This window comes from Pelagibacterium halotolerans B2 (genome assembly GCF_000230555.1).
GTDB lineage: Bacteria > Pseudomonadota > Alphaproteobacteria > Rhizobiales > Devosiaceae > Pelagibacterium > Pelagibacterium halotolerans.
Genome location: NC_016078.1, coordinates 3,471,383 through 3,492,569, shown reverse-complemented (window position 1 = coordinate 3,492,569; position 21,187 = coordinate 3,471,383). Strand labels below are relative to the sequence as shown.

The 21,187-nt window shown below is 61.4% G+C and carries 18 protein-coding genes; 15 read left to right on the top strand and 3 right to left on the bottom strand.

The features are described from left to right. Positions 1 to 34: 34 nt before the first annotated feature. Positions 35 to 1,135 carry a saccharopine dehydrogenase family protein gene (locus tag KKY_RS17155; protein ID WP_014132653.1) on the top strand — a complete coding sequence of 367 codons (1,101 nt, stop codon included), beginning with the start codon at positions 35 to 37 and terminating at the stop codon, positions 1,133 to 1,135. Positions 1,136 to 1,638: 503 nt separating this feature from the next. Here the strand turns inward: KKY_RS17155 and KKY_RS17150 are convergent. Beyond that, positions 1,639 to 1,860, bottom strand: a complete 222-nt coding sequence (locus tag KKY_RS17150; protein ID WP_014132651.1) for a hypothetical protein — start codon at positions 1,858 to 1,860, stop codon at positions 1,639 to 1,641. A gap of 164 nt (positions 1,861 to 2,024) precedes the next feature. Between KKY_RS17150 and KKY_RS17145 the strand changes: the two genes are divergently transcribed. The 3 genes from KKY_RS17145 to KKY_RS17135 all read left to right on the top strand — a co-directional run bounded on the left by KKY_RS17145 (position 2,025) and on the right by KKY_RS17135 (position 6,511). Continuing rightward, positions 2,025 to 2,624: a hypothetical protein gene (locus tag KKY_RS17145; protein ID WP_041529613.1), complete on the top strand. Its 600-nt coding sequence runs from the start codon at positions 2,025 to 2,027 to the stop codon at positions 2,622 to 2,624. A gap of 116 nt (positions 2,625 to 2,740) precedes the next feature. Beyond that, on the top strand, positions 2,741 to 5,020 hold the full coding sequence (locus KKY_RS17140; protein WP_014132649.1) for an AAA family ATPase: 2,280 nt from the start codon (positions 2,741 to 2,743) through the stop codon (positions 5,018 to 5,020). Between the two features lie 231 nt (positions 5,021 to 5,251). Further along, complete coding sequence (locus tag KKY_RS17135; RefSeq protein ID WP_014132648.1) at positions 5,252 to 6,511, top strand: Hsp70 family protein; 1,260 nt, start codon at positions 5,252 to 5,254, stop codon at positions 6,509 to 6,511. Between the two features lie 15 nt (positions 6,512 to 6,526). Here the strand turns inward: KKY_RS17135 and KKY_RS17130 are convergent, their stop codons facing one another. Beyond that, positions 6,527 to 7,333, bottom strand: coding sequence for a DUF72 domain-containing protein (locus KKY_RS17130; protein WP_014132647.1), 807 nt, complete (start codon positions 7,331 to 7,333; stop codon positions 6,527 to 6,529). A 182-nt stretch (positions 7,334 to 7,515) separates the two neighbouring features. On the opposite strand from KKY_RS17130, the gene KKY_RS17125 reads away from it, so the two are divergent. The 4 genes from KKY_RS17125 to KKY_RS17110 all read left to right on the top strand — a co-directional run bounded on the left by KKY_RS17125 (position 7,516) and on the right by KKY_RS17110 (position 12,784). Then, entirely contained in the window at positions 7,516 to 9,861 is a 2,346-nt protein-coding gene (locus KKY_RS17125) for a mechanosensitive ion channel domain-containing protein (protein WP_014132646.1), read from the top strand. Positions 9,862 to 10,066: 205 nt separating this feature from the next. Beyond that, positions 10,067 to 10,780, top strand: coding sequence for an HAD family hydrolase (locus KKY_RS17120; RefSeq protein WP_014132645.1), 714 nt, complete (start codon positions 10,067 to 10,069; stop codon positions 10,778 to 10,780). A gap of 146 nt (positions 10,781 to 10,926) precedes the next feature. Continuing rightward, positions 10,927 to 11,814 carry a cation diffusion facilitator family transporter gene (locus KKY_RS17115; protein WP_014132644.1) on the top strand — a complete coding sequence of 296 codons (888 nt, stop codon included), beginning with the start codon at positions 10,927 to 10,929 and terminating at the stop codon, positions 11,812 to 11,814. Between the two features lie 382 nt (positions 11,815 to 12,196). Beyond that, positions 12,197 to 12,784 (top strand): cell wall hydrolase, encoded by a 588-nt coding sequence (locus tag KKY_RS17110; RefSeq protein WP_014132643.1) that lies wholly within the window; start codon positions 12,197 to 12,199, stop codon positions 12,782 to 12,784. A gap of 316 nt (positions 12,785 to 13,100) precedes the next feature. Here KKY_RS17110 and KKY_RS17105 read toward each other — a convergent pair whose 3' ends face one another. Beyond that, positions 13,101 to 14,699 carry a phosphoenolpyruvate carboxykinase gene (locus KKY_RS17105; protein WP_014132642.1) on the bottom strand — a complete coding sequence of 533 codons (1,599 nt, stop codon included), beginning with the start codon at positions 14,697 to 14,699 and terminating at the stop codon, positions 13,101 to 13,103. 339 nt (positions 14,700 to 15,038) lie between these two features. On the opposite strand from KKY_RS17105, the gene KKY_RS17100 reads away from it, so the two are divergent. From KKY_RS17100 to ahcY, 7 genes are all read left to right on the top strand, one after another. Next, entirely contained in the window at positions 15,039 to 15,755 is a 717-nt protein-coding gene (locus KKY_RS17100) for a response regulator transcription factor (protein WP_014132641.1), read from the top strand. Positions 15,756 to 15,791: 36 nt separating this feature from the next. Beyond that, on the top strand, positions 15,792 to 17,579 hold the full coding sequence (locus KKY_RS17095; protein WP_014132640.1) for a stimulus-sensing domain-containing protein: 1,788 nt from the start codon (positions 15,792 to 15,794) through the stop codon (positions 17,577 to 17,579). After that, positions 17,576 to 18,043 (top strand): HPr kinase/phosphorylase, encoded by a 468-nt coding sequence (locus KKY_RS17090; protein ID WP_014132639.1) that lies wholly within the window; start codon positions 17,576 to 17,578, stop codon positions 18,041 to 18,043. Before KKY_RS17095 ends, KKY_RS17090 begins: the two co-directional genes overlap by 4 nt. A gap of 107 nt (positions 18,044 to 18,150) precedes the next feature. Beyond that, a complete protein-coding gene (locus KKY_RS17085) occupies positions 18,151 to 18,549 on the top strand; it encodes a PTS sugar transporter subunit IIA (RefSeq protein WP_014132638.1) in 399 nt (132 codons plus the stop codon). Continuing rightward, positions 18,546 to 18,863, top strand: a complete 318-nt coding sequence (locus KKY_RS17080; RefSeq protein ID WP_014132637.1) for an HPr family phosphocarrier protein — start codon at positions 18,546 to 18,548, stop codon at positions 18,861 to 18,863. The genes KKY_RS17085 and KKY_RS17080 overlap by 4 nt, the downstream gene beginning before the upstream one ends. Before the next feature lie 39 nt (positions 18,864 to 18,902). Then, on the top strand, positions 18,903 to 19,430 hold the full coding sequence (locus KKY_RS17075) for a DUF2937 family protein (RefSeq protein ID WP_014132636.1): 528 nt from the start codon (positions 18,903 to 18,905) through the stop codon (positions 19,428 to 19,430). Between the two features lie 254 nt (positions 19,431 to 19,684). Further along, positions 19,685 to 21,085 (top strand): adenosylhomocysteinase, encoded by a 1,401-nt coding sequence (gene ahcY / locus KKY_RS17070; protein ID WP_014132635.1) that lies wholly within the window; start codon positions 19,685 to 19,687, stop codon positions 21,083 to 21,085. The last annotated feature ends 102 nt before the right edge of the window (positions 21,086 to 21,187 follow it).

Genomic DNA, 21,187 nt, shown 5'->3' with positions numbered 1-21,187 from the left:
ACATTTGTGATCTTTGGCCAAGAGGGGTTTTGGGATGAAAGAGATCGTGGTTATCGGCGCCGGACGGATCGGTGCGACCATCGCGGACATGGCCAGCCAGAGCGGCGATTTCGCGGTGACGGTGGTGGACCGATCGGCCGAAGCGCTGGCCGCGCTCGACACGGACACGAAGGTGAGAACGGCGCGCTGCGAAGTGGCCGAGCCGGGGGAGCTGGAAACAATCCTTTCGGGTAAATTTGCCGTTTTGTCTGCGGCGCCCTACTCGCTGACCACGCGGATCGCCGAAGCGGCGGCGGCGGCGAAGGTCCATTATCTCGATCTGACCGAGGATGTGAAATCGACGCGGCGGGTGAAAGAGATCGCGGGCAAGGCGCAGACCGCGTTCATCCCCCAATGCGGGCTGGCGCCGGGGTTCATCGCCATTGCCGCGATGAGTCTGGCCAAACAGTTCGATACGCTGGACAGCGTGGCGATGAAGGTGGGGGCGCTGCCGCAGTTTCCCACCAATGTGCTCAATTACGCGCTGACCTGGTCGCCCGAGGGGGTGATCAACGAATATTGCGAGCCGTGCGAGGCGATTGTCGATGGGAAGATGGCGGAAATCGCGCCGCTCGAGGACATCGAGGACTTGACCATCGACGGGGTGGCTTACGAAGCGTTCAACACGTCGGGCGGGCTGGGCTCGACCCCCGAAAAGCTCTTGGGCAAGGTCAAGAGCCTCAACTATCGCACCATCCGCTATCCCGGCCATGCGCGGATCATGAAGCTGCTGCTCAACGATCTGAACCTTAAGGACCGGCGCGATCTGGCGCTGGACATTTTCCGGCATGCGCTGACCACGACCAAGCAAGACATGGTGGTGATCCGGGTCGATGTGACGGGCATGAAGGACGGCAAACCGGCGCATGAGATTTTCGAGCGCACCGTGCTTTCGGGCTTTGTGGGCAACAAGGAACGCTCGGCCATCCAGATCACGACGGCTGCGGGCATCCTGACGGTGCTCGACATGCTGGCAGCGGGCGATCTGGCGCAAAAGGGGTTCGTGGCGCAGGAAGAGATCGACCTTAGTGCGTTCCTTGGCAACCGGTTCGGGCGGGCGTTTGGGGCGGATCAGGCGGCGCGCAAGGTGGCGTGAGGGCTGAGGGGGTTTGTTCGCGCCGAGGCTGGGGGCATCACCTCTGTTGGGGGTGTGGCGGCCCGGCGGATCCCCGGGTCGAGCCCGAGGATGACGGTGGGGTTAGGTGCCCTGCAGTGCAGGTTTTGCAAGCGGTGCGGGAGTATCATTTCTGTTGAGGAGGGCAAGTGCGACGGATTGACGGGTCAGCCGGACGAACCGTGTCCTTGCCGCACTCAGAGCCGTTCAGGATTTGATTGACTCAAATCCTCGGCTCTAAACCCTTGTTTTGTCGCGTGTCCGAACCGCAAAACCGTTTCCATCCCCGATCGCGTCGAGGACATGCGTTTGCTGGACACGCTCTGACTGTCCCGCCCACCATCGCTGCCCCGGTGACAACCGGGGCCCATGTGCCCTTCCGCAAACGCCGGTGGCCCGGCAAGGCTGCTGGGTCCCGGATCAGGTCCGGGACAGCGATGGAGAGAGTGGTTGTCGGCGGCTTTAGCCTGACTAAGTGGAAGGCCTCACCAGTCTGCCGCTGAAGACACGCTAATGCGGGCGCGTGCCAGCCCACCCCCGGCCCCGAGTACGAGAATTTTCCCATCCTCTTTCACGCGCTCGGCCAGAAGCTGGGATGTCATGGCGTGCAGGCCATCGAAACCGGGCACCGTGCGCGGCGTGCCCGCGGCATAAGTGCTGGCGTGGCCGGCGCCGAAAGCGGGGGCTGTGGGGTTGGGGGTTTTCATGTAACTTTATGTGTGGCGGATTGGCGGGACGTCAAGGTGGAGGGAGCTTGCGACGCCATTGCGGTCATTAGACGCCGCTAGCCCGACTGCCAAAAGCGGCCATATGTTCGTATCACCACCGGTTGGTCTATGCTCACCGCAAGCGATACGACGACGAGGGGCCGATGGTGGACAGTTGGATTCAGACGAATGAGACGAAGGATGTAGCGGGATCGATCCGCCACGTTATACGCGCCGCTCAGTTTGTGGGCGAGGATCCCCAAGCATGGAAGTGGGTGGTGATGGCATTGCATTCAGCGCTACAAGGCGCGTGCGTATGCCATCTTACTACGACTGCGGCACCGGTGGGTGCTGTCACTGAGAGCAATGCGAGCGAATGGCTGGCCCATTTTGAGGACTCCCGCACAAATCCGAACGCAAAACCGCCCAAGACCCATTTGATGGGGCTTCCAGACCTGCTTACAGCCGTGAGAAAACCTCGTTCGGCGGGGGATTGCAGCAACGCTGCCGGTGTTGCGATCAGCGAGTCCGAGCTGAATTGGTTGCGCCGCTTTCACAAGAATATCCGGAATCAATTCGCGCATTTCGAGCCGATGGGTTGGTCGATTGAGGTGTCAGGAATTCCTGAGATTACGAAGCTGATCGCGCGCATCATCGGGGAGATTCTTGAATTTGGTTGGGCTTTCCGACGCCTGAATTTTGCGCAGCGTAAAGAAATGCGGCGAAATCTTCGGACCTTGGCCTTAATCGAATGGCCGGCCTAGCCGCCGACCCGCTGCAATTTTCATTGCCCCAGCGTGCCTTCGATAGTTGCTAGTCTTTATTGGTACAAGTACGCTGGACGCAAAACTGGTGTAATTCTGGCGTGGGGGCACGGGGGATGATAATCCAGAGGCTTTCGGAGTTGAAACAAGCGGGAGTCTGGAAAGAATTTTGCGCCTCAGGCGATCTGCAATTGGCTCCCCGCACCTTGATCTACGGGTTCAATGGTTCCGGCAAGACTACCTTATCGAGGGTGTTTTCTTCGATAGAGCGAGGCAATTTAGAAGACCGGTTGCCAAAGGCAACCACTTTTAAAATCGAGACGTCAGACGGAGCTACTGTTACGCATGACCCTATTTCAAACCCATTCGGGAATAATCTTCTGGTTTTCAATACAGACTTCGTGTCCAGAAATTTCGAGTGGGATGCCAGTAACACGAAGGGGATTGCGTACCTGAGCGAAAAGAAGGTCGATGCTCGCAAGGAGTATGATGAAATAGCACCGAAGCTATCGGCCGCGAAACATAAGACCAAGGCTCAGGAGAACTCGAAGACCAAAGCTGACAAGGCATTGTCAGACTTTAAGACGCGAGTTGCGCGCAATATCCGCGAGTTGGCGTCTTCAAGCAGCTACACACAGTCTTACGACGCGCGAAAGATTCAGGCGCACTATTCGAAAGCATCCTTCGGCATGGAGCAAAAGCTGTCCGAAGATAAACTCAATACGCACCAGGGGCTGCTTAATCAACGTGAACCGCTCCCAAGTCTCAGCTTTTCCCCGAGCATTCCGGAAGGGCTGGCCGATTGGTTCAAGGCCAGCCAGTCGCTTCTCACGCAGAGCGTCTCCACAATCGCACTGAACGAGTTTGAAGCGCATTCGGATGCTCTTCGGTGGGTAGAGGAAGGGCTCCACTACCATGATGAGCACAGCGTGTCGGACTGCCTTCTTTGCGGCAACCCTTTTTCGGAGGATCGCAGAGCTCAGCTCCGAGTTTTGTTCGACAAGTCGTGGGCCGAAGCACTGAGATCCTTGGAAGAGGCCGTGAAGCACGGACGAGGATACCAACAGGATTTAAGAGAGCTCTATCGCTCCACCCCCAAAGAAGTGGAGATTATCGCAGCGGAACGTGAAGCTTTCGCCATAAGCCGGGCGTCTATGGAATCGGCCATCGAGCGGCTCGGTGTATGCGTCGGAGAAGTTCTCAAAGGCTTAGAAGCGAGAGTTGCAAACCCCACCAATGAAATCGTGGTTGCGGGGGAGCTTTCAATCTTTGACCTTGGCAACTGGCTCACAGAGTACGCGACCATAGAGGCAGCCTTAGCGGCGACCTTGCGGAAGCACAATGATGTCTTTGCTAGCTTTGCGGCAATGCAAAAAGACGCATTCACGAAGATCGAAGCCCACGTCTTGGCTACCAACCAAAACGAGTGGAACCGCCTACAGAAGGCTGCCGAAGATGCTGAGACCGACCAGACAGCCGCGCAAAAGGAAGAGAAATATCTTGCTGACCGGCAGTTGGCACTTCGCAACGATTTGCAGGATCATGGCGTCGGCGCAGATAGGATGAACGAACTCATCTGGGCCTACCTTGGACACAAAGAACTTCGTCTTGTTGCAGAAAGTGGCGGATACAAAATTTTTCGACAGAATGGCAGCCCTGCGACAGAGCTGAGCGAAGGGGAGCGTACGGCTGTTTCCTTCTGCTATTTCTTGACCCAACTAGCCGCTGAGGGGCGCAAAGCTGAAGACTTGGTGCTGGTCATTGATGACCCGATATCGAGCCTCGATACCGCAGCTCGGACCTATGCCTACAGCTTGATGATCCGCATGACCAAGAAGTGCGCTCAGGTTATCGTTCTCACCCACAATACAAGCTTCATGAACATGGTGAAGCGTGAGTTTCAAAACTTTCAGAGACGGTATGAATCCAAAAAGGTGACGGCGCTCCTATCGCTTGATTGTCGGAGCTCGGGAGAAGGGAACGACCGCATCACCTCGCTCACACCCATGCACGAGCTGCTGGTGAAATATGACAGTGAGTATCACTACCTTTTCATGATGGTGCAGAAGGCGGCGCAAGATAAGGCAACCGAATACGTTTTCCTACTTCCGAACGCAACCCGCAAGCTCCTAGAGATGTTTGCTACCTTCTGTTCTCCAGGACAATCCAACTTCGCTGGCGCACTCATGGACCATCACGAGGCAGTGAAAGATAAGATCGACGTTCGCGCTCTCGAACGCCTCGTTCAAATCGAATCTCACGGAACTATTGAAGGGCTTGGCACCCTGCCAGACCTTACGCTCGAAGAAGCTATCCGCGCGGCTGATGCGGGTATCAACTTCATTAAAGAGGTCGGGAAGGATCACTACAAGAAAATGGTGAGGGCTTGCACTTAAGCGCAGAATTTCTGCATCGAGATTGGCCACCTATTACCGAATTCCGAATGCGGCGCTGTAGCATTCTATCATTTCCTCAAAGGCAGCTTTTAGCCGGGATGACGGTGGGGGAGGCTTGATCGCCGGGGGCCGGTTGCCACGGCCGGGCGGATAGGCTAGATCGGCGCCCCTTTTTGTTTTTGCCTCGGCGGCGCGGGTTTGCGGGCGGGGTGGGTTGGGTCGGGTTTTTCCATGGCATCGCTTTATTGTGGGGTCGATTTCGGCACCACCAATTCCACCATCGGGGTCGTTGGGCCCGATGGCGCGCCGGTGTTGATCCCGGTGGAAGGGGACGCGGTGACGTTGCCTTCGGCGCTGTTTTTCAGTTTCGAGGATCAGAGCACCCATTTCGGGCGGTCGGCGGTGCATGAATATATGGACGGGGCCGAGGGGCGGTTCATGCGGGCGCTGAAATCTGTGCTGGGGACGGCCCTGATGGAGGAGACGACCCAGATCGGGCGCGAGCGGATCGGGTTTGAGGGGTTGATCGGGCGGTTTTTGAGCCATTTGCGCGACAGGCTGACCGCGCACACCGGGGCGATGCCCGAGCAGGTGGTTCTGGGGCGGCCGGTTTATTTCGTCGACGGGGACCAAGGCGCCGACAGGGCGGCGCAGGACCAGCTTGCGGCGGCGGCGCGCAGCGTTGGGTTTTCCCATATCGAATTTCAGTTCGAGCCGGTGGCGGCGGCGCTGCATTTCGAGCGCACGCTGGAGGCCGAAGCGCTGGCGCTGGTCGTCGATATCGGGGGCGGCACTTCGGATTTTTCGGTGCTGAAACTTTCGCCCGAGCGCAGCAGAAGCACCGACCGGCGCGAGGACATTTTGAGCACGACGGGCGTGCATGTGGGCGGCACCGATTTCGACCGGCAGCTCAACATTTTCAAGGTGATGCCCGAAATGGGGCTGGGAACCGCAACGCGCGACGGCAAGCGGGGGATGCCGCGCTGGTATTTTCACGACATGGCGACCTGGCACAAGATCAACCAGCTCTATCGCCCCGAGGTGCTGCGCGACATGCGCGAGTTGCAGCGCGAAGCGGCAGAACCGGACAAGCTCGAACGGTTCAAACATTTGCTCGCCCACCGCTCGGGGCACAGGCTGGCCGGGCAGGTGGAGGCGGCAAAGATCGCGCTGACCGATACGCCGATGGTCGATATCACGCTCGACGAGCCGGGGCTGTCGCTGGCCATCCCCACGAATCGGGCCGAGTTCGAAGCGGCGAGTGCGGGGCTGACCGGCAAGATCGGGGCGGCGCTGGACGATGCGCTGGCTGCAGCGGGGGTGAGCGCTTCGGCGATCGAAACGGTGATCCTGACCGGGGGCGGCGCGCAGGTGCGCCAGGTGCGGGCACTGGTCGATGCGCGTTTTGCCCATGCGCGGATCGCCCAATCGGACCGGTTCGGGGCCGTGGGGCTGGGGCTGGCGGTGGACGCGGCGCGGCGGTTTGCGTGAGCGCTTCTGAGCGGGTCAGCTCGTCAGCTTTTTCACCCGTTCGATCAGCGCCATGGCGGCGGCGGGGTTTTTTTCCTTAAAGCCGGAAATGACGAAGGCGAAGACGTCGCGGGGGGTTTCGGCGGGGGCGGGGGCAAAGCTTGGGAGATCGGTGGGGACACCGCCCCTGGCGTAGGTCACGATGCGGTCGGCCCAGGCGTCGAGGGCTTTTTCCGAATAGCCTTTTTCGTTGTCCTCGGAGGTGCCCTGGAGGCGCAGATAGACGAAATCGGCGGTGGGGTCGGCGATGACGGAATAGTCGGCATCGGCGCCGGTGATCAGCGCCACGCCGGTCTCGCGGGCCAGGGCGACGGCCTCGGCGTTGGCAAAGCTTTCATGGCGGGCTTCGACGGCGTGGCGGAGGGTTTTGTTGTCCTGGGTGGCGGGCAGGAGGTTGAGGAAGGCGCCGAAATCGGCGGGATCGAACTTCTTGGTGGCGGCGAGCTGCCAGTTGATGGGGCCGAGCTTGTCCTTGAGTTCAACGATGCCCGAGGCGGTGAAGCGAAGAACCGATTCGGAGGCGTCGGCCAGCACCTTCTTGTTTGTGGCGTAGCGGGTGCCCTTGAGCGTAAACATGAAATCGGCCGGCACTTCGTCGTGCCATTTCCTGAAGCTCTCGGGCTTCTGGGAGCCATAGAAGGTGCCGTTGACCTCGACCCCGGTCATTGTCGAGCCCATGTGTTCGAGTTCGCGCTTCTGGGTGAGTTTTTCGGGGTAATAGGTGCCGCGCCAGGGCTCGAACGTCCAGCCGCCCACGCCGATGAAAATCCTGCCCATTGCCATTGCGCCCTCCTTTTAGGTGTCGGGGCGAGATTAGCATCGTGCCCGTTTGGCGACAGCCCGGAATTGTCCGGTGCGGGAAAAAATATGCAACCAAGGCAACCGAATGGGAGCGCCGGGGGTTCAATCGGAGCGGCAAGGCGGTTAGCCTGCGGCGCACACGCATCAACCCATCCTCAAGGTCCATGCCGGTTTTCATCCTTTCCCGCCTGTTTCAGTTTTTTGCCATCATCGTTGTTTGCGCCGGGCTGGCCGCGCCGGCCCTTGCGCAATCGGAAGGCGGCGATGGCGCCAGCGAAAACCCGCAACAGGCGCTGAGCCAGCTTATCGAAGTGCTGCGCGACGAAGGCGCGCGCGATGCGCTGATCGCCGAGCTCGAAGCGGGGCTCGAGGGCAGCGCCCAGGAAACAGAGGCCGACACACCCGGCGATGCCAGCGATGAGTTGCGCTCGATCGGTGGGCAGATTTCCGATGTGACGCGCTCGGCGGTGGAAAGCACAATGGCCTCGCTGAGCCAGCTCTGGCGGCAACTGGCCGCCACGCCGGAGGTGTTTTCGGCGCTTTCGCTTTCCGAGCTCAATGCGCTGTGGGCCATTCTGGCCAATGTGGCCGTTCTGGTGGTTCTGACCTATGGCGGGCTGGTTTTGATGCGCCGGCTGGTGCGCATTCCGCGCGAGCGGCTGCGGGCCCTGTTCAATTCGGGCGGCTGGATCGCCAAGCCGGTGGCGCTGGTTCTCGAATTCGTGCTCGACGTGCTGGCGGCGGTCATCCCCTACGCGGTCGGCTATGGCATCGCGGCGGCGCTTCTGGGGGAAGCGGGGGTCATCCGGCTCGAGCACGCGCTTTATCTCAACGCGTTCCTGATGGTCGAAATCGTGGTGGCGATCATCCGTACCGTGGTTTCGCCCAACCTGCCCGAGCAGCGGCTGGTGCATCTGTCGGACGGCGAGGCGAGATCGGTTATGGGGTGGTCGCGGTTCATCGTCTCGCTGTTCGTGTTCGGGCAGATGATGGTGCTGCCGCTTCTGACCGCCAGCGTGTCGTTCGCGGCGGGTCGAGCCATTTCGGTGGTGCTGTTGCTGCTGACGCTGGTTGCCATGGCGGTGGCCGTGCTGGTGGCGCGCCGGCCGGTCAAGCACAAGCTGATGGGGATGATCGAGAGCAAGGAGGCGAGGCGCGGATTGGCTCTGCCGATCCGCAACTGGCACATCTTCGCGCTGCTCTATCTGGCGGTGCTCGCGGTGATCGCCCTGACGCGCACCAGCGTGCAGTTCCAGGCCTATGTTTGGGACAATGTGCAGGTTGTAATCGCCATCATGATCGGGGTGGTGATCCTCAATCTGATCAAGCGCAGCGCCCGCAACGGGTTCAACCTGCCCGAGGGCCTGCGCAAGCGCTCACCGGAGCTGCAGCGGCAATTGCACAGGATCGTGCCCGCCGTGCTCAAGGTTGTCCGGTTCATCGTGATCGGCGCCATCGTCATCTTCTGCCTGCACAAGCTGGGGTTCTTCAACTTCGTCGATTTCATCGAAGGCGAGTTCGGGGCGCGGGTGGCCGGATCGGCGGTGACGATCCTTGTCATCCTCGGGGTGGCGATCCTCGCCTGGGTGGGGCTCAACACCTGGATGGACAGCCAGGTCAATCCCGAACTGGCGCCGGGCGCGACGGCCCGCAAGCGCACGCTGTTCGCGCTGATGCGGAACGCGCTGACCATCGCGCTGATCGTTATCACGCTCATGTTCGTGCTTTCGGAAATCGGCATCAATATCGCCCCGCTTCTCGCCTCGGCCGGTGTTTTGGGCCTTGCCATCGGGTTCGGGGCGCAAAAGCTGGTCCAGGACATCATCACCGGCATCTTCATCCAGCTCGAAGGGGCGATCGATGTGGGGGACGTTGTGGCAGTCGGGGGGATTTCCGGAGTGGTGGAAAGGCTGACCATCCGCTCGGTGTCGCTGCGCGACGTCGAAGGATCCTATCACATCATCCCGTTCTCCTCGGTCGATACCGTCACCAATTTCATGCGCGGCTTTTCCTTTGCGGTCATCGACATGGGGGTGGGCTATCGCGAGAACGTCGAGGACGCCCGGCAGGCCATGCTCGATGCGTTCGAGGAATTGCGGGCCGACCCCGAATACAAGAACGCGATCATCGACGATTTCGAATGGATGGGGGTCAATGCGTTCGGGGCGAGCGAGGTCGTGCTGCGCGCCCGCATCAAGACGCTTCCCGGCAAGCAATGGGGGGTCAAGCGCGCCTATAACGGCATCGTCAAACGCATTTTCGACGCGCGCGACATCGAAATCCCCTTCCCGCACCAGACGCTGTATTTCGGGGTGGGCAAGGATGGCAAGGCGCCGCCCATGCATATGGTGCGCGAGGACGAGCCATCGGACGGTGCCACAGACGAGGCGGCGGCCGGGGGCGCACCGGCCAAGACGCTGGAGGCCAAACCCCGGCGCCGGCGGCGCAAGGGAGACGTGGCTGGCAAGGACATGCCCGATGTCGATGAAGGCCCAGAGGACGAAACCTAGGGCATGCCCGGGTTGACACGATGCCGCCTTTTAACGGTCTTGCGAACGTGCTAGGGGACCGTGCTTTCCGAGCCTGGATCAAATCCGCTGTTCGCTTGCGCGGCCCTTCGGGTCTTCGAATCGCGGGCTTGATCCAACTCCTTGTTCTGTCGCGCGTCCGAACCGCAAAACCGTTGCCGGACGCGCTCTAGCGCGAAAGCCCAAAATGTCTCCTCTCGCCCACCCCTTCGACGCCGTCATTTTCGATATGGACGGAACGCTGCTCGACACCGAAGCGGTGTTCAAGGCCATTGTCTATGAGGTGTGCACCGAGATGGGATTTGAAATGACCGATCTTGTGCATGGGCGCATGGTGGGGTCCTCGCACGAGGCGACGGCGGCGCTGCTGGCCGAAAGCTTCGGCGCCCATTTCCCCTATGAAATGTTCGACGAAAAGTGCCGCTCGATCATGAAGTCGCGCCTGTCGGACGTTCCGGTCAAGGCGGGGGCGCGCGAGCTGGTCATGGCGCTGCGGGAACTCGACATACCGCTGGCGGTGGCGACCTCCTCGCGGTCCAACCATGCCATGAGCCATCTCGAGGCGGCGGGGGTTATCGGGTTTTTCGACACCATCGTCACCCGCGACGACGTCATCAACCCCAAACCCCATCCCGAGCCCTATCTGACAGCGGCGCGGCGGCTGAACGTCGAGCCGGTCCATTGCGTGGCATTCGAGGATTCGGTTTCAGGAGTGAGGGCCGCCCATGCGGCGGGAATGCGCACGGTGATGGTGCCCGATCTGGTGACGCCGTCCGACGAGATCGCGGCGCTGTGCGTGGCCGTGCTCGAAAGCATGGTCCATGCCCATGACCATCTGGTCTCCGCACCCCGTTCTGCAAATAGGTTGCAACAGCATTTGCAAGTAAAATCAAAGGGATAGACAAGGCACTCCGGTTGGGCTAGGGGCTAACCCAACGCTTCTCAACCGTTGGAGCGCCTGAGGCGCTCCCGGTCCTTGTTTTGTCGCGCTTCCGAATCGCAAAAGTGGGGGCCACTTTTGCTCGAAGCACTGCAGGATGTCCCGCCATGACCCAGGTCCTCAAACTCGCCATCGGCAGTATCGTCGTCGCTCTGGGCGTTCTGGGGCTGAAATTGTGGGCGGCGCAGATCACCGGGTCGGTCGCGCTGCTTTCGGACGCGCTGGAATCGATCGTCAATCTGGCGACGGCGGTGGCGGCGCTGATCGCCGTGCGGCTGGCGGCGCGGCCAGCCGACAGCAAAATGCCGTTCGGCTATTACAAGGCCGAATATTTTTCCGCGGTCCTCGAAGGCGTGTTCATCGTGGTCGCGGCGCTGTTGATCTTCTATCAGGCCTGGCAGGGGTTCCTGGCGCCCACCCCGCTCGACGCGCCGTTCGAGGGCATCGCCATTTCCATGGTGGCCACGGCGATCAACTGGGGCTGGAGCGTGGTGCTGGTGCGCCAGGGCCGCAGATTGCAGTCTCCGGCGCTCGAAGCGGACGGGCATCATCTGTGGACGGACGTGTTTTCCTCGCTGGGGGTGGCCGTGGGGCTGGTGCTGGTGGTTGTGACCGGCCAGCCCATGCTGGACGCGGCGCTGGCCGTGCTGGTGGGGCTCAACATCCTGTGGTCGGGGTCGAGGCTGCTGGCGAGCAGCGTGGGCGGGCTGATGGACGTTTCGGCGGCGCCCGAGCGGCTGGACGCCATCCGCCAGACGATTGCGGAAAACGCCGAGGGCGCCATCGAGGCCCATGACGTGCGGGCCCGCGAGGCGGGCAAGGCGGTGTTCATCGATTTTCATCTCGTGGTGCCGGCCGCCATGAGCGTTGTCGATGCCCACGACATCTGCGACAGGATCGAGGCCGCGCTCAGGGCCAATGACGAAGGCGCCATCATCACCATCCATGTGGAGCCAGAGCACAAGGCCAAGCATTCGGGAATAGTCGTGTTGTGATTCAGGTGAGAGCTGGCTGCAAACGGGAGTAAGCTGCGCTTCCGGTACTCACGTACCTGAAGTACGCTCCGTTCCGGTTCTCGCTCACCCCCGTTTTCGCTCAGCCCTGACCTGAATCGCGCCGTGCGACAGGCTGGCGTGTGCCGGCACTGCCTCTCGCCACCAGGAGAGCATCCGACAGACCGAATTTACCTAAAATCCAACGGGTTTGAAGCACTTCGCGTTCAGTCCCCTGCTTTAGGGCTCTTTGCAATACGACCCAAACACGATACAAATTAACCATCGATTAAGCTTAACATCGCGTTAACGGCTTAATCTGGTAAGGGTCAGGGCAACGAGATAACGGCATCACTGTGAGGTGCCGAACCGGACAAGGGGACACATGGCTGGCGATTTGGCGCGGGGCAAGCACGCCATCTTGAAGTGGGTGACGGGGGCCATACTCGGTCTCGTGAGCCTCTATCCGGCATATGCCGAAGACGCGGTTCTGACCGCCGATCTGCTCAGCGATTACGTTTCCCAAGGGTATGCAACGACCGCCGAACGCAAGCAGATCGCAGCCTCGGAAATCGAATGCCTTGCCCAGGCGATCTATCATGAATCGCGCGGCGAACCCGATCAGGGGCAATGGGCGGTGGCCTCGGTGATCCTCAACCGGGTCGACAGCCGCACCTATCCCGACACAGTATGCGGGGTGGTGTTCCAGAACGCGCATATGGTCAATCGCTGCCAGTTTTCCTTTGCCTGCGACGGACGCCCCGACGATGGCGGGCACGGCAACATCATCGACCGGGAAAGCTGGGTTCAGTCCAACATCATGGCGCTGATCGCCTATCGCAAATCGCTCGAGGGCCAGCGCCCCGAGGACGGGCTGACCACCGCGATGCATTTCCACACCACGACGGTTTCGCCCTCCTGGGCCTCGGCCTATACCCAGGTCGCCGCGATCGGGAACCATATCTTTTACTGATTGAAGGCCGGAGTGCGGGGGCGCTCTGACGTCTCCCCCATCGCTGTCCCGGACTTGATCCGGGATCCAGCAGACCTGCCGCACCACCGGTGGGTGCGGGCGCGCGCATGGACTCCGGCTTTCGCCGGAGCAGCGCAGTTGCGGAGGGGCCGAGCATCATAGGCTTCCGGCAGCGCCGGCGATTCTGTCTCATGCGCTGAGTGTACTGGACCCCGGCTCGGGGGCCGGGGTGACGGGGGTCCAAAAGAAAACCCGCACCGGACGCATCCGGCGCGGGCTTTGCTCACTGTGTGTTCTTTGCAGCTTCCGGGGAAGACTACTCGGCAGCCACCGCGAGGCGGGGGCCGGCTTCGGCGATCTGGGCGTCGGCGGCGGCGAATTTTTCGAAATTGGCTTCGAACAGCCCCACAAGCTTGGCCGACTGGCGATCATAGGCGGCCTTGTCCTCCCAGGTCTCACGCGGGGTGAGGAGTTTTGAATCCACGCCCTCGACGGCGAGCGGCACGGAAAAGCCGAAGACCGGATCGATACGGGCCGGCACGTTGATCAATTCGCCCGACAGCGCCGCGTTGAGCAGGCGGCGGGTATCCTTGATCGAAATGCGCTGGCCAACGCCATAGGCGCCGCCGGTCCAGCCGGTGTTGATGAGCCAGCATTCGGCAAGGGATTCGCGGATGCGCTTTTTGAGCATGCGGCCATAGACGGTGGGGTGCAGGCTCATGAAGGGGGCGCCGAAACAGGCCGAGAAGGTGGCCTGGGGTTCGGTGACGCCGCGCTCGGTGCCCGCCACCTTGGCGGTGTAGCCCGACAGGAAGTGATAGATCGCCTGTTCGGGGCTCAGCCGCGCAATGGGGGGCAGGACGCCGAAGGCGTCGGCGGTCAGGAGCACCACATTGGTGGGCGTTGGGCCGGTGCCGGTGCGCGAGACATTGTCGAGCACATAAAGGGGATAGGCGGCGCGGGTGTTTTCGGTTTTCGAGCCGTCGTCGAAATCGGGCTCGCGGGTGTATTCGTCGAGCACGACATTTTCGAGCACGGTGCCGAAACGCTTGGTGGCGGCATAGATTTCGGGCTCGGCCCTGGCCGAGAGATTGATGGTCTTGGCGTAGCAGCCGCCTTCGAGATTGAAGATGCCATCGTCGGACCAGCCATGCTCGTCATCGCCGATCAGAACGCGTTCAGGATCGGTCGAAAGCGTTGTCTTGCCGGTGCCCGAGAGCCCGAAAAACAGCGCGGTATCGCCCCCTTTGCCGGTGTTGGCCGAGCAGTGCATGGGCAGAACGCCATCGGAGGGCGCATGGAAATTGAACAGCGAGAACACCGACTTCTTGATCTCGCCGGCATAGGCCGTGCCGCCGATCAGAACGATGTTGCGGCTGAGATCCATGGCGATGACCGTATCGGTGCGCGTGCCGTGGCGGGCCGGATCGGCCTTGAATTCGGGATTGTGCAGGATCGTCACATGCGGGGCGAAGCCATCGAGCCCGGCCCGGGCCGGACGGATCAAAAGATTGCGGATGAACAGGGCGTGCCAGGCCGAGGGGGTCAGCACTTCGACATTGAGCTGGTGTTTGAGATCGGCGCCGGCCAGAAGCTGCTGGCCGAACAGATCGACGCCTTCGAGCTGGGCCGTGAAATCGGCAAGCAGGACTTCGAACCGGTCAGGATCGAGCGCGTTGGTGTTGTCCCACCAGACCAGATTGTCGGTCAAATCGTCGCGCACGATGAATTTGTCGGCGGGCGAACGGCCGGTAAACTTGCCCGTATCGGCAACGAAGGCGCCATCGGCGCTGAGCAGACCCTCCCTGCGTTCGGCAGCGGTCTGGACAAGGATGGGCGCGCTGTCGTTGAACCGCACCGAAGCGGCTTTGGCGGCTACGGTCTTGGCAAGGCTCTGGCACGTTGTGGCGGTCATTTGTGACACTCGTAAATGCTATGATATATTGAGCGCCACAATAGGGCCGCAGCCGACCCCGCTTCCATCTGGCAATGGGTCGTAAGACGTTCGTCTAGAGGCTTTGCGTTTTTCGCCGTGGCGGCCCTTTGCGTCTTCGAACCGCGAAAATCGGGGGCCCGTTAAGCGGGACAAAGCCGCGCAGGGCGGAACCGGCGACCATGACAGGCGTTGGTCTTGCCATAATTTACGCGTATTGTGCACGGCAAAAGTCGGCATAAAGAGTTCATTCAAGCGACATTGCAAAGTGCCGGGGGCATTCTTACCTGCCGGGCGCCTGCAACAGATAAAGGGAAATTCATGCCCAAGATCGCTCTTGTCGATGACGACCGCAATATTTTGACCTCGGTCTCGATGACGCTGGAGGCCGAAGGTTATCAGGTCGCCACCTATACGGACGGCGCATCAGGACTTGACGGGCTGACTTCGGAGCGGCCGGACCTCGCCATCCTCGACATCAAGATGCCGCGCATGGATGGCATGGAACTGCTGCGCCGGTTGCGGCAGAAATCGGACGTTCCGGTGATCTTTCTCACCTCAAAGGATGAAGAGATCGACGAATTGTTCGGGCTCAAGATGGGCGCCGACGATTTCATCACCAAGCCGTTCTCCCAGCGCCTGCTGGTCGAGCGCGTCAAGGCTGTGCTGCGCCGCGCCGCCGCCCCCAAGGAGGCCGGAGCCACCGTGGTCAACGGCGAGGAGGGTGCCCCAAAGACATCGCTCGAACGCGGCTCGCTGGTCATGGACCAGGAGCGCCACACCTGCACCTGGAAGGGGCAGCGGGTGACGCTGACGGTCACCGAATTTCTGATCCTTCTGGCGCTGGCCCAACGTCCGGGCGTGGTCAAGAGCCGCAACGCGCTGATGGATGCGGCTTATGACGACCAGGTCTATGTCGACGACCGGACCATCGACAGCCACATCAAGCGGCTGCGCAAGAAGTTCAAGAGCACCGATGACAGTTTTGACATGATCGAAACGCTCTATGGGGTGGGCTACCGCTTCAAGGAGCAATAAAACAATGCCTTCGGCATTTGTTTGAAGGCGCTCCAATTGGACGCAGGCGAGACCATTTCAGGATCGGCTCCTCCTTCCAAGGGGGAGGAAAAAGCGAGGGCCGCACGGGAACGCCAGGCGGCCCGCCGGCCCTTGCTGCGTCCGCTCTATGCGTTTTTCCGCGGGGTCGGGCGCCTTATCAACTTCACGTTCTTTTCGTCCCTCACCCGGCGGATCGTGATCCTCAACCTCGTGGCGCTGGCCGTGCTGGTGGCGGGGATCATGTATCTCAACACCTTTCGGGCCGGGCTGATCGACGTGCGGGTTTCGGCCCTGCGGGTGCAGGGGGAAATCATTTCGGCGGCGGTCGCGGCTTCGGCGACGGCCAATTCCGACCAGATCACGGTCAATCCCGACCGGTTGCTCGAGCTTTATATGGGGGATTTCCCGTCCTCCTATACGCTGTTCGATCCAAGCCTTGAATTTCCCATAAGCCCCGAGCGGGTGGCGCCGCTGCTGCGCAACCTCGTGACCCCGACGCGCACGCGGGCCCGGATCTACGACCGGGACGGGCTGATGATCCTGGATTCGAACAATATCTATGCCAGCGGAGAAATCCTGCGCTCTTCGAGCACCGAAGAGAGCGCGCAATCCCAGCCGTTCTTTTTTTCCGTCTGGAACTGGTTCGGGCGGCTTTTGCGGGGCGGGGATTACCCGGTCTATCAGGACTATCCGGCCCATGAGGGGTTGCGCTACCCCGAAGTGGCCTCGGCGCTCAACGGCTCGCCCGCCGATATCGTGCGGGTCGATGCGCGCGGGCAATTGGTGGTGTCGGTCGCGGTGCCGGTGCAGCGCCAGCGCTCGGTGGTCGGCGCGCTGCTTTTGTCGACAAGTCCGGGTGAAATCGACGCCATCGTTGCCCAGGAGCGCTGGTCGATCCTGCGGCTGGCACTGGTGGCGGCGCTGGTGACGGGCACGCTTTCTGCGCTGATGGCGGGAACCATCGCCGGGCCGATGCGGCGGCTCTCGGCGGCAGCGGAACGGGTGCAAAGCTCGATGAAGGCGCGGGCGGAAATTCCCGATTATACAGACCGGTCGGACGAAATCGGGCACCTTTCAGGCTCGCTGCGCGCCATGACCAACGCGCTTTACAACCGCATCGAGGCCATCGAGCGGTTTGCGGCGGATGTGGCCCATGAGCTCAAAAACCCGCTGACCTCGCTGCGCAGCGCCGTGGAAACCCTGCCGCTGGCCAAGACCGAAAAGGACCGCCAACGTCTCGCCGATATCATCCAGCACGACGTGCGCCGTCTCGACCGGCTGATTTCCGACATTTCCAATGCCAGCCGCGTCGACGCCGAGCTGGCGCGGGAAAACACCGAAACGGTCAATCTGGGCGAGCTGGCCGCGGCGATCGTTTCGATCCAGGCCGATCTCGCCGCCAGCCGCGACGTGTCGGTTGTGCTCGAAATCGAGGACAGCAAACATGCGCCATTGGTCAAGGGGCACGATACGCGGCTGGCACAGGTCTTTACCAACCTTATCGACAATGCCGTGTCATTCTCGCCCGAGGGGGGCACCGTCACGGTGAGGATTTCGACCAAGGGCGAGCGCGTGATCGCCCGGGTTGAGGACCAGGGGCCGGGACTGGGCGACACCGAAAAAGTATTCCAGCGCTTTTACACCGACAGGCCCGAAAGCGAGAGCTTCGGCGACCATTCGGGGCTGGGGCTGTCGATTTCACGCCAGATCGCCCAGGCCCATCAGGGTACGCTTGACGCGGGCAACCAAAGCAAGGCAACTGGAGCGGTGTTTACCCTCACCCTACCCAGAGCGAAGACTTGAGCGCAGAAAAGCACAATGCCCACGGCACCGGCATCCTGATCGGCCATCACGGCATCCTTCTCACCGGTGTTTCAGGGGCGGGAAAATCGCTTCTGGCGCTCGATATTATCGAACAGGCACGGCTGCGGGGGGAGACGGCGCTGCTGATTTCCGATGACCGCGTGCTGCTCTCGCGCGATGAGGACGGGCTGATCATGGAAGCGCCCGACACCATCGAGGGCATGATCGAATTGCGCGGGCGGGGCATCATTACCCTGCCTTTTGCCAAGCGGGCACATGTTCATCTCGTTGTCGACCTTGTGGAAGAAGAAGAGCGGCTGCTCGAGGAATCGGCGCTGACCACAAAAATCGACGGCATCTGGGTGCCGCGCTGCCCGGTGCCGCGGCGCGGGCGGATCGACGGACTGCACCAGAGATTTCTGGTTCATGCTGCGTTAAGGGCGCTTGGCGCCAATCTGGGGTAGGCCCGTCCGATTTCGCGGGATAGCGGGCCGAAAAGACTTGAAACCTTTACCGTCCCGATCAAGACTCCGCCCCGGTTGCGCGGACAGAAGAAGGTAGCGAAGCGATCATGATGGGCTTGGTCCTCGTGACCCATGGCAGGCTTGCCGAAGAGTTCAGTTCGGCGCTCGAACACGTTGTGGGCCCGCAGGAGGGGATCGCCTCGGTTTCCATCGGTCCCGAAGACGACATGGAGGGCCGCCGCCAGGACATCATTGCCGCCGTGGAATCGGTGGACAGCGGTGACGGCGTGGTGATCCTGACCGACATGTTCGGGGGCACACCGTCCAATCTTGCCATTTCGGTGATGCAGGACCGCGATATCGAGGTTCTGGCGGGGCTCAACCTGCCCATGCTGGTCAAGCTGGCGCGCATCCGGCCCGAAATGGCGATGCGCGACGCGGTGCGCCTTGCAGCAGAGGCCGGGCGTAAATACATTAACGTCGCAAACGACGTATTGGGCAAATGAGCACCACAGTCACCGAACCGGGCAAGGCCGTCTGCCAGCGGCTGACCATCTGCAACAAGCGCGGCCTGCACGCGCGCGCCTCGGCGCGCTTTGTGCGCACGGCGGATCATTTCGACGCGCAGGTCAGCGTCACCCGCGACGGGGTGACCGTGGGGGGCACCTCGATCATGGGGCTGATGATGCTCGCGGCGGGGCCGGGATCGACCATTCTGGTGCAGGCGACGGGCAATCAGGCCCGCGAGGCCGTCGAGGCGCTGACCGAGCTTGTCAGTTGCGGGTTCGACGAAGACCAGGACGGCGAACCGGGCGCCTGACAGTATTTCCACCGAGGGCAAACGAAAGACCGAGCGCTGATGCTTAAACGGATCGTCTGCCTGATCGGAGCCGCGCTTGGCGGGGTGACACTGTCGCAAACGCCCGAATATACCCAGCAATACACCCAGCGCCTGTCCGGCGCCGTCGATGAATTGACGACGATCATCGAACAGTTCGATGCCGACGCCGCCCGTTTCGGGCTGACCCGGCAGGAAGGGCTGGAGCGCTATCGGGCCAGCCCCGACGATTTTCTCGAAGAGCGCGGACTTTCCATGCAGACGGTGTTCGACCGCCATGCGCGGCTCTCCACCCAACTGGCCGATCTGCGGCAGGCGCCGGCCGGAACACAGCTTTTCGAGATCGCGCGCCATTTCGATACCGATGTGGGCGCGGCGGCGCTCGAGGATTTCCAGCCTGCCCTGCCGCTGAGCGTTGTGGGCTTTGCCTATATCGCCGTGGGGCTGGCAGCGGGATTTGCCGTGTTCTGGGTGCTGGCGAGCGTGCTCGGAGCGCCGTTCCGCAGGCGGCGGAGCAAGGTCAGGATCAGCCGCGCCGAGCGGATGTAGGGGGGCGCTGCCTCGTCACACCGTCGATTTGTATTGGGGCAAGAGGAACAGTTCCGGCCGGAGACACGGGCTCTGCCGTGTACTGGGTCCCGGGTCTTCGCCCGGGATGACGGCTGAGGGGGGAATCGGCTCTCACCATCGGCGCGTTTTTAATGATATAAAACTTTCTTTATATCCCGGTTGCGGGAGCGACCTTCTGTCTTGTATAAGCGGCCCACGCTTTTTTTCAGTTATCAGACGTGGAGATCGGGCCGATGAGCGCCGCATCCAATTACGCCGTCAAGGACATCTCGCTGGCCCCCTATGGCCGCAAGGAAATCGAGATGGCCGAGATCGAAATGCCGGGCCTTATGGCCATCCGGTCCGAATACGCCGCCAGCCAGCCATTGAAGGGCGCGCGCATCGCCGGTTCGCTGCACATGACCATCCAGACCGCCGTGCTGATCGAAACGCTCGTCGCATTGGGCGCCGAAGTGCGCTGGGCCTCGTGCAACATCTTTTCCACCCAGGACCATGCGGCGGCGGCGATTGCCGAGGCGGGCATCCCGGTGTTTGCCCACAAGGGCGAAACGCTGGCCGAATACTGGGACTTTGCCGACCGCATTCTCGACTGGGGCAATGGCGAGGTCGCCAACATGATCCTCGACGATGGCGGGGACGCAACCATGCTGGTGCTGATCGGCGCGCGCGCCGAGACCGACCCTTCGGTGCTGGCCAATCCTTCCAACGAGGAAGAAGAAGAGCTCTTCAAGGTCATCAAGCGCCGTCTCGAAAAGGAGCCCGGCTTTTATTCCAAGTGCCGTGCTGCGATCAAAGGGGTTTCCGAAGAAACCACGACCGGCGTGATGCGGCTCTATCAGCTCCAGGAAAAGGGCGACCTGCCCTTCCCGGCCATCAACGTCAACGACAGCGTGACGAAAAGCAAGTTCGACAACAAATATGGCTGCCGGGAATCGCTTGTGGACGCCATCCGTCGGGGCACCGACGTGATGATGGCGGGCAAGGTGGCGATCGTTTGCGGTTACGGCGATGTGGGGAAGGGTTCGGCGGAATCGCTGCGCGGCGCCGGCGCGCGCGTGCTGGTGACCGAGATCGACCCGATCTGCGCACTGCAGGCGGCCATGGACGGCTATGAGGTGGTGACGCTCGAGGACGCGATCGAACGCGCCGATATCGTCGTGACCGCGACGGGGAACAAGGACGTTCTGACCATCGATCACATGCGCCGGGTCAAGAACATGGCGATCGTTTGCAATATCGGGCATTTCGACAACGAGATTCAGGTGGCCGCGCTGCGGAACCTGAAATGGACCAACGTCAAGCCGCAGGTCGATATCGTCGAATTTCCCGGCGACAAGAAGATGATCCTTTTGTCCGAAGGGCGGCTGGTCAATCTAGGCAATGCGACCGGGCACCCTTCGTTTGTGATGAGCGCATCGTTTTCCAACCAGACGCTGGCCCAGATCGAATTGTGGACCAAGGGCGGCGATTACGAAAACAAGGTTTATGTGCTGCCCAAGCATCTGGACGAAAAGGTCGCGAGCCTGCATCTGGCCAAGCTGGGCGCAAAGCTGACGACACTTTCGACGGCGCAGGCCGATTATATCGGGGTGCCGGCAACCGGGCCGTTCAAGGCCGATCACTACCGCTATTGAGGCTCTGCAGCCGAAACCTTTGACGCTGCCCGTTACTGGATTCCGGCTCAGGGCCGGGATGACGGCAGAGGGTTTGAGGGCCGGCGCGTTAACCTTTATGAC

Coding starts and splice junctions, on each gene's coding strand:
- KKY_RS17155 (WP_014132653.1), top strand. CDS start 35: ATGAAAGAGATCGTGGTTATCGGCGCCGGACGGATCGGTGCGACCATC.
- KKY_RS17150 (WP_014132651.1), bottom strand. CDS start 1,860: ATGAAAACCCCCAACCCCACAGCCCCCGCTTTCGGCGCCGGCCACGCC.
- KKY_RS17145 (WP_041529613.1), top strand. CDS start 2,025: ATGGTGGACAGTTGGATTCAGACGAATGAGACGAAGGATGTAGCGGGA.
- KKY_RS17140 (WP_014132649.1), top strand. CDS start 2,741: ATGATAATCCAGAGGCTTTCGGAGTTGAAACAAGCGGGAGTCTGGAAA.
- KKY_RS17135 (WP_014132648.1), top strand. CDS start 5,252: ATGGCATCGCTTTATTGTGGGGTCGATTTCGGCACCACCAATTCCACC.
- KKY_RS17130 (WP_014132647.1), bottom strand. CDS start 7,333: ATGGCAATGGGCAGGATTTTCATCGGCGTGGGCGGCTGGACGTTCGAG.
- KKY_RS17125 (WP_014132646.1), top strand. CDS start 7,516: ATGCCGGTTTTCATCCTTTCCCGCCTGTTTCAGTTTTTTGCCATCATC.
- KKY_RS17120 (WP_014132645.1), top strand. CDS start 10,067: ATGTCTCCTCTCGCCCACCCCTTCGACGCCGTCATTTTCGATATGGAC.
- KKY_RS17115 (WP_014132644.1), top strand. CDS start 10,927: ATGACCCAGGTCCTCAAACTCGCCATCGGCAGTATCGTCGTCGCTCTG.
- KKY_RS17110 (WP_014132643.1), top strand. CDS start 12,197: ATGGCTGGCGATTTGGCGCGGGGCAAGCACGCCATCTTGAAGTGGGTG.
- KKY_RS17105 (WP_014132642.1), bottom strand. CDS start 14,699: ATGACCGCCACAACGTGCCAGAGCCTTGCCAAGACCGTAGCCGCCAAA.
- KKY_RS17100 (WP_014132641.1), top strand. CDS start 15,039: ATGCCCAAGATCGCTCTTGTCGATGACGACCGCAATATTTTGACCTCG.
- KKY_RS17085 (WP_014132638.1), top strand. CDS start 18,151: ATGATGGGCTTGGTCCTCGTGACCCATGGCAGGCTTGCCGAAGAGTTC.
- KKY_RS17080 (WP_014132637.1), top strand. CDS start 18,546: ATGAGCACCACAGTCACCGAACCGGGCAAGGCCGTCTGCCAGCGGCTG.
- KKY_RS17075 (WP_014132636.1), top strand. CDS start 18,903: ATGCTTAAACGGATCGTCTGCCTGATCGGAGCCGCGCTTGGCGGGGTG.
- ahcY (WP_014132635.1), top strand. CDS start 19,685: ATGAGCGCCGCATCCAATTACGCCGTCAAGGACATCTCGCTGGCCCCC.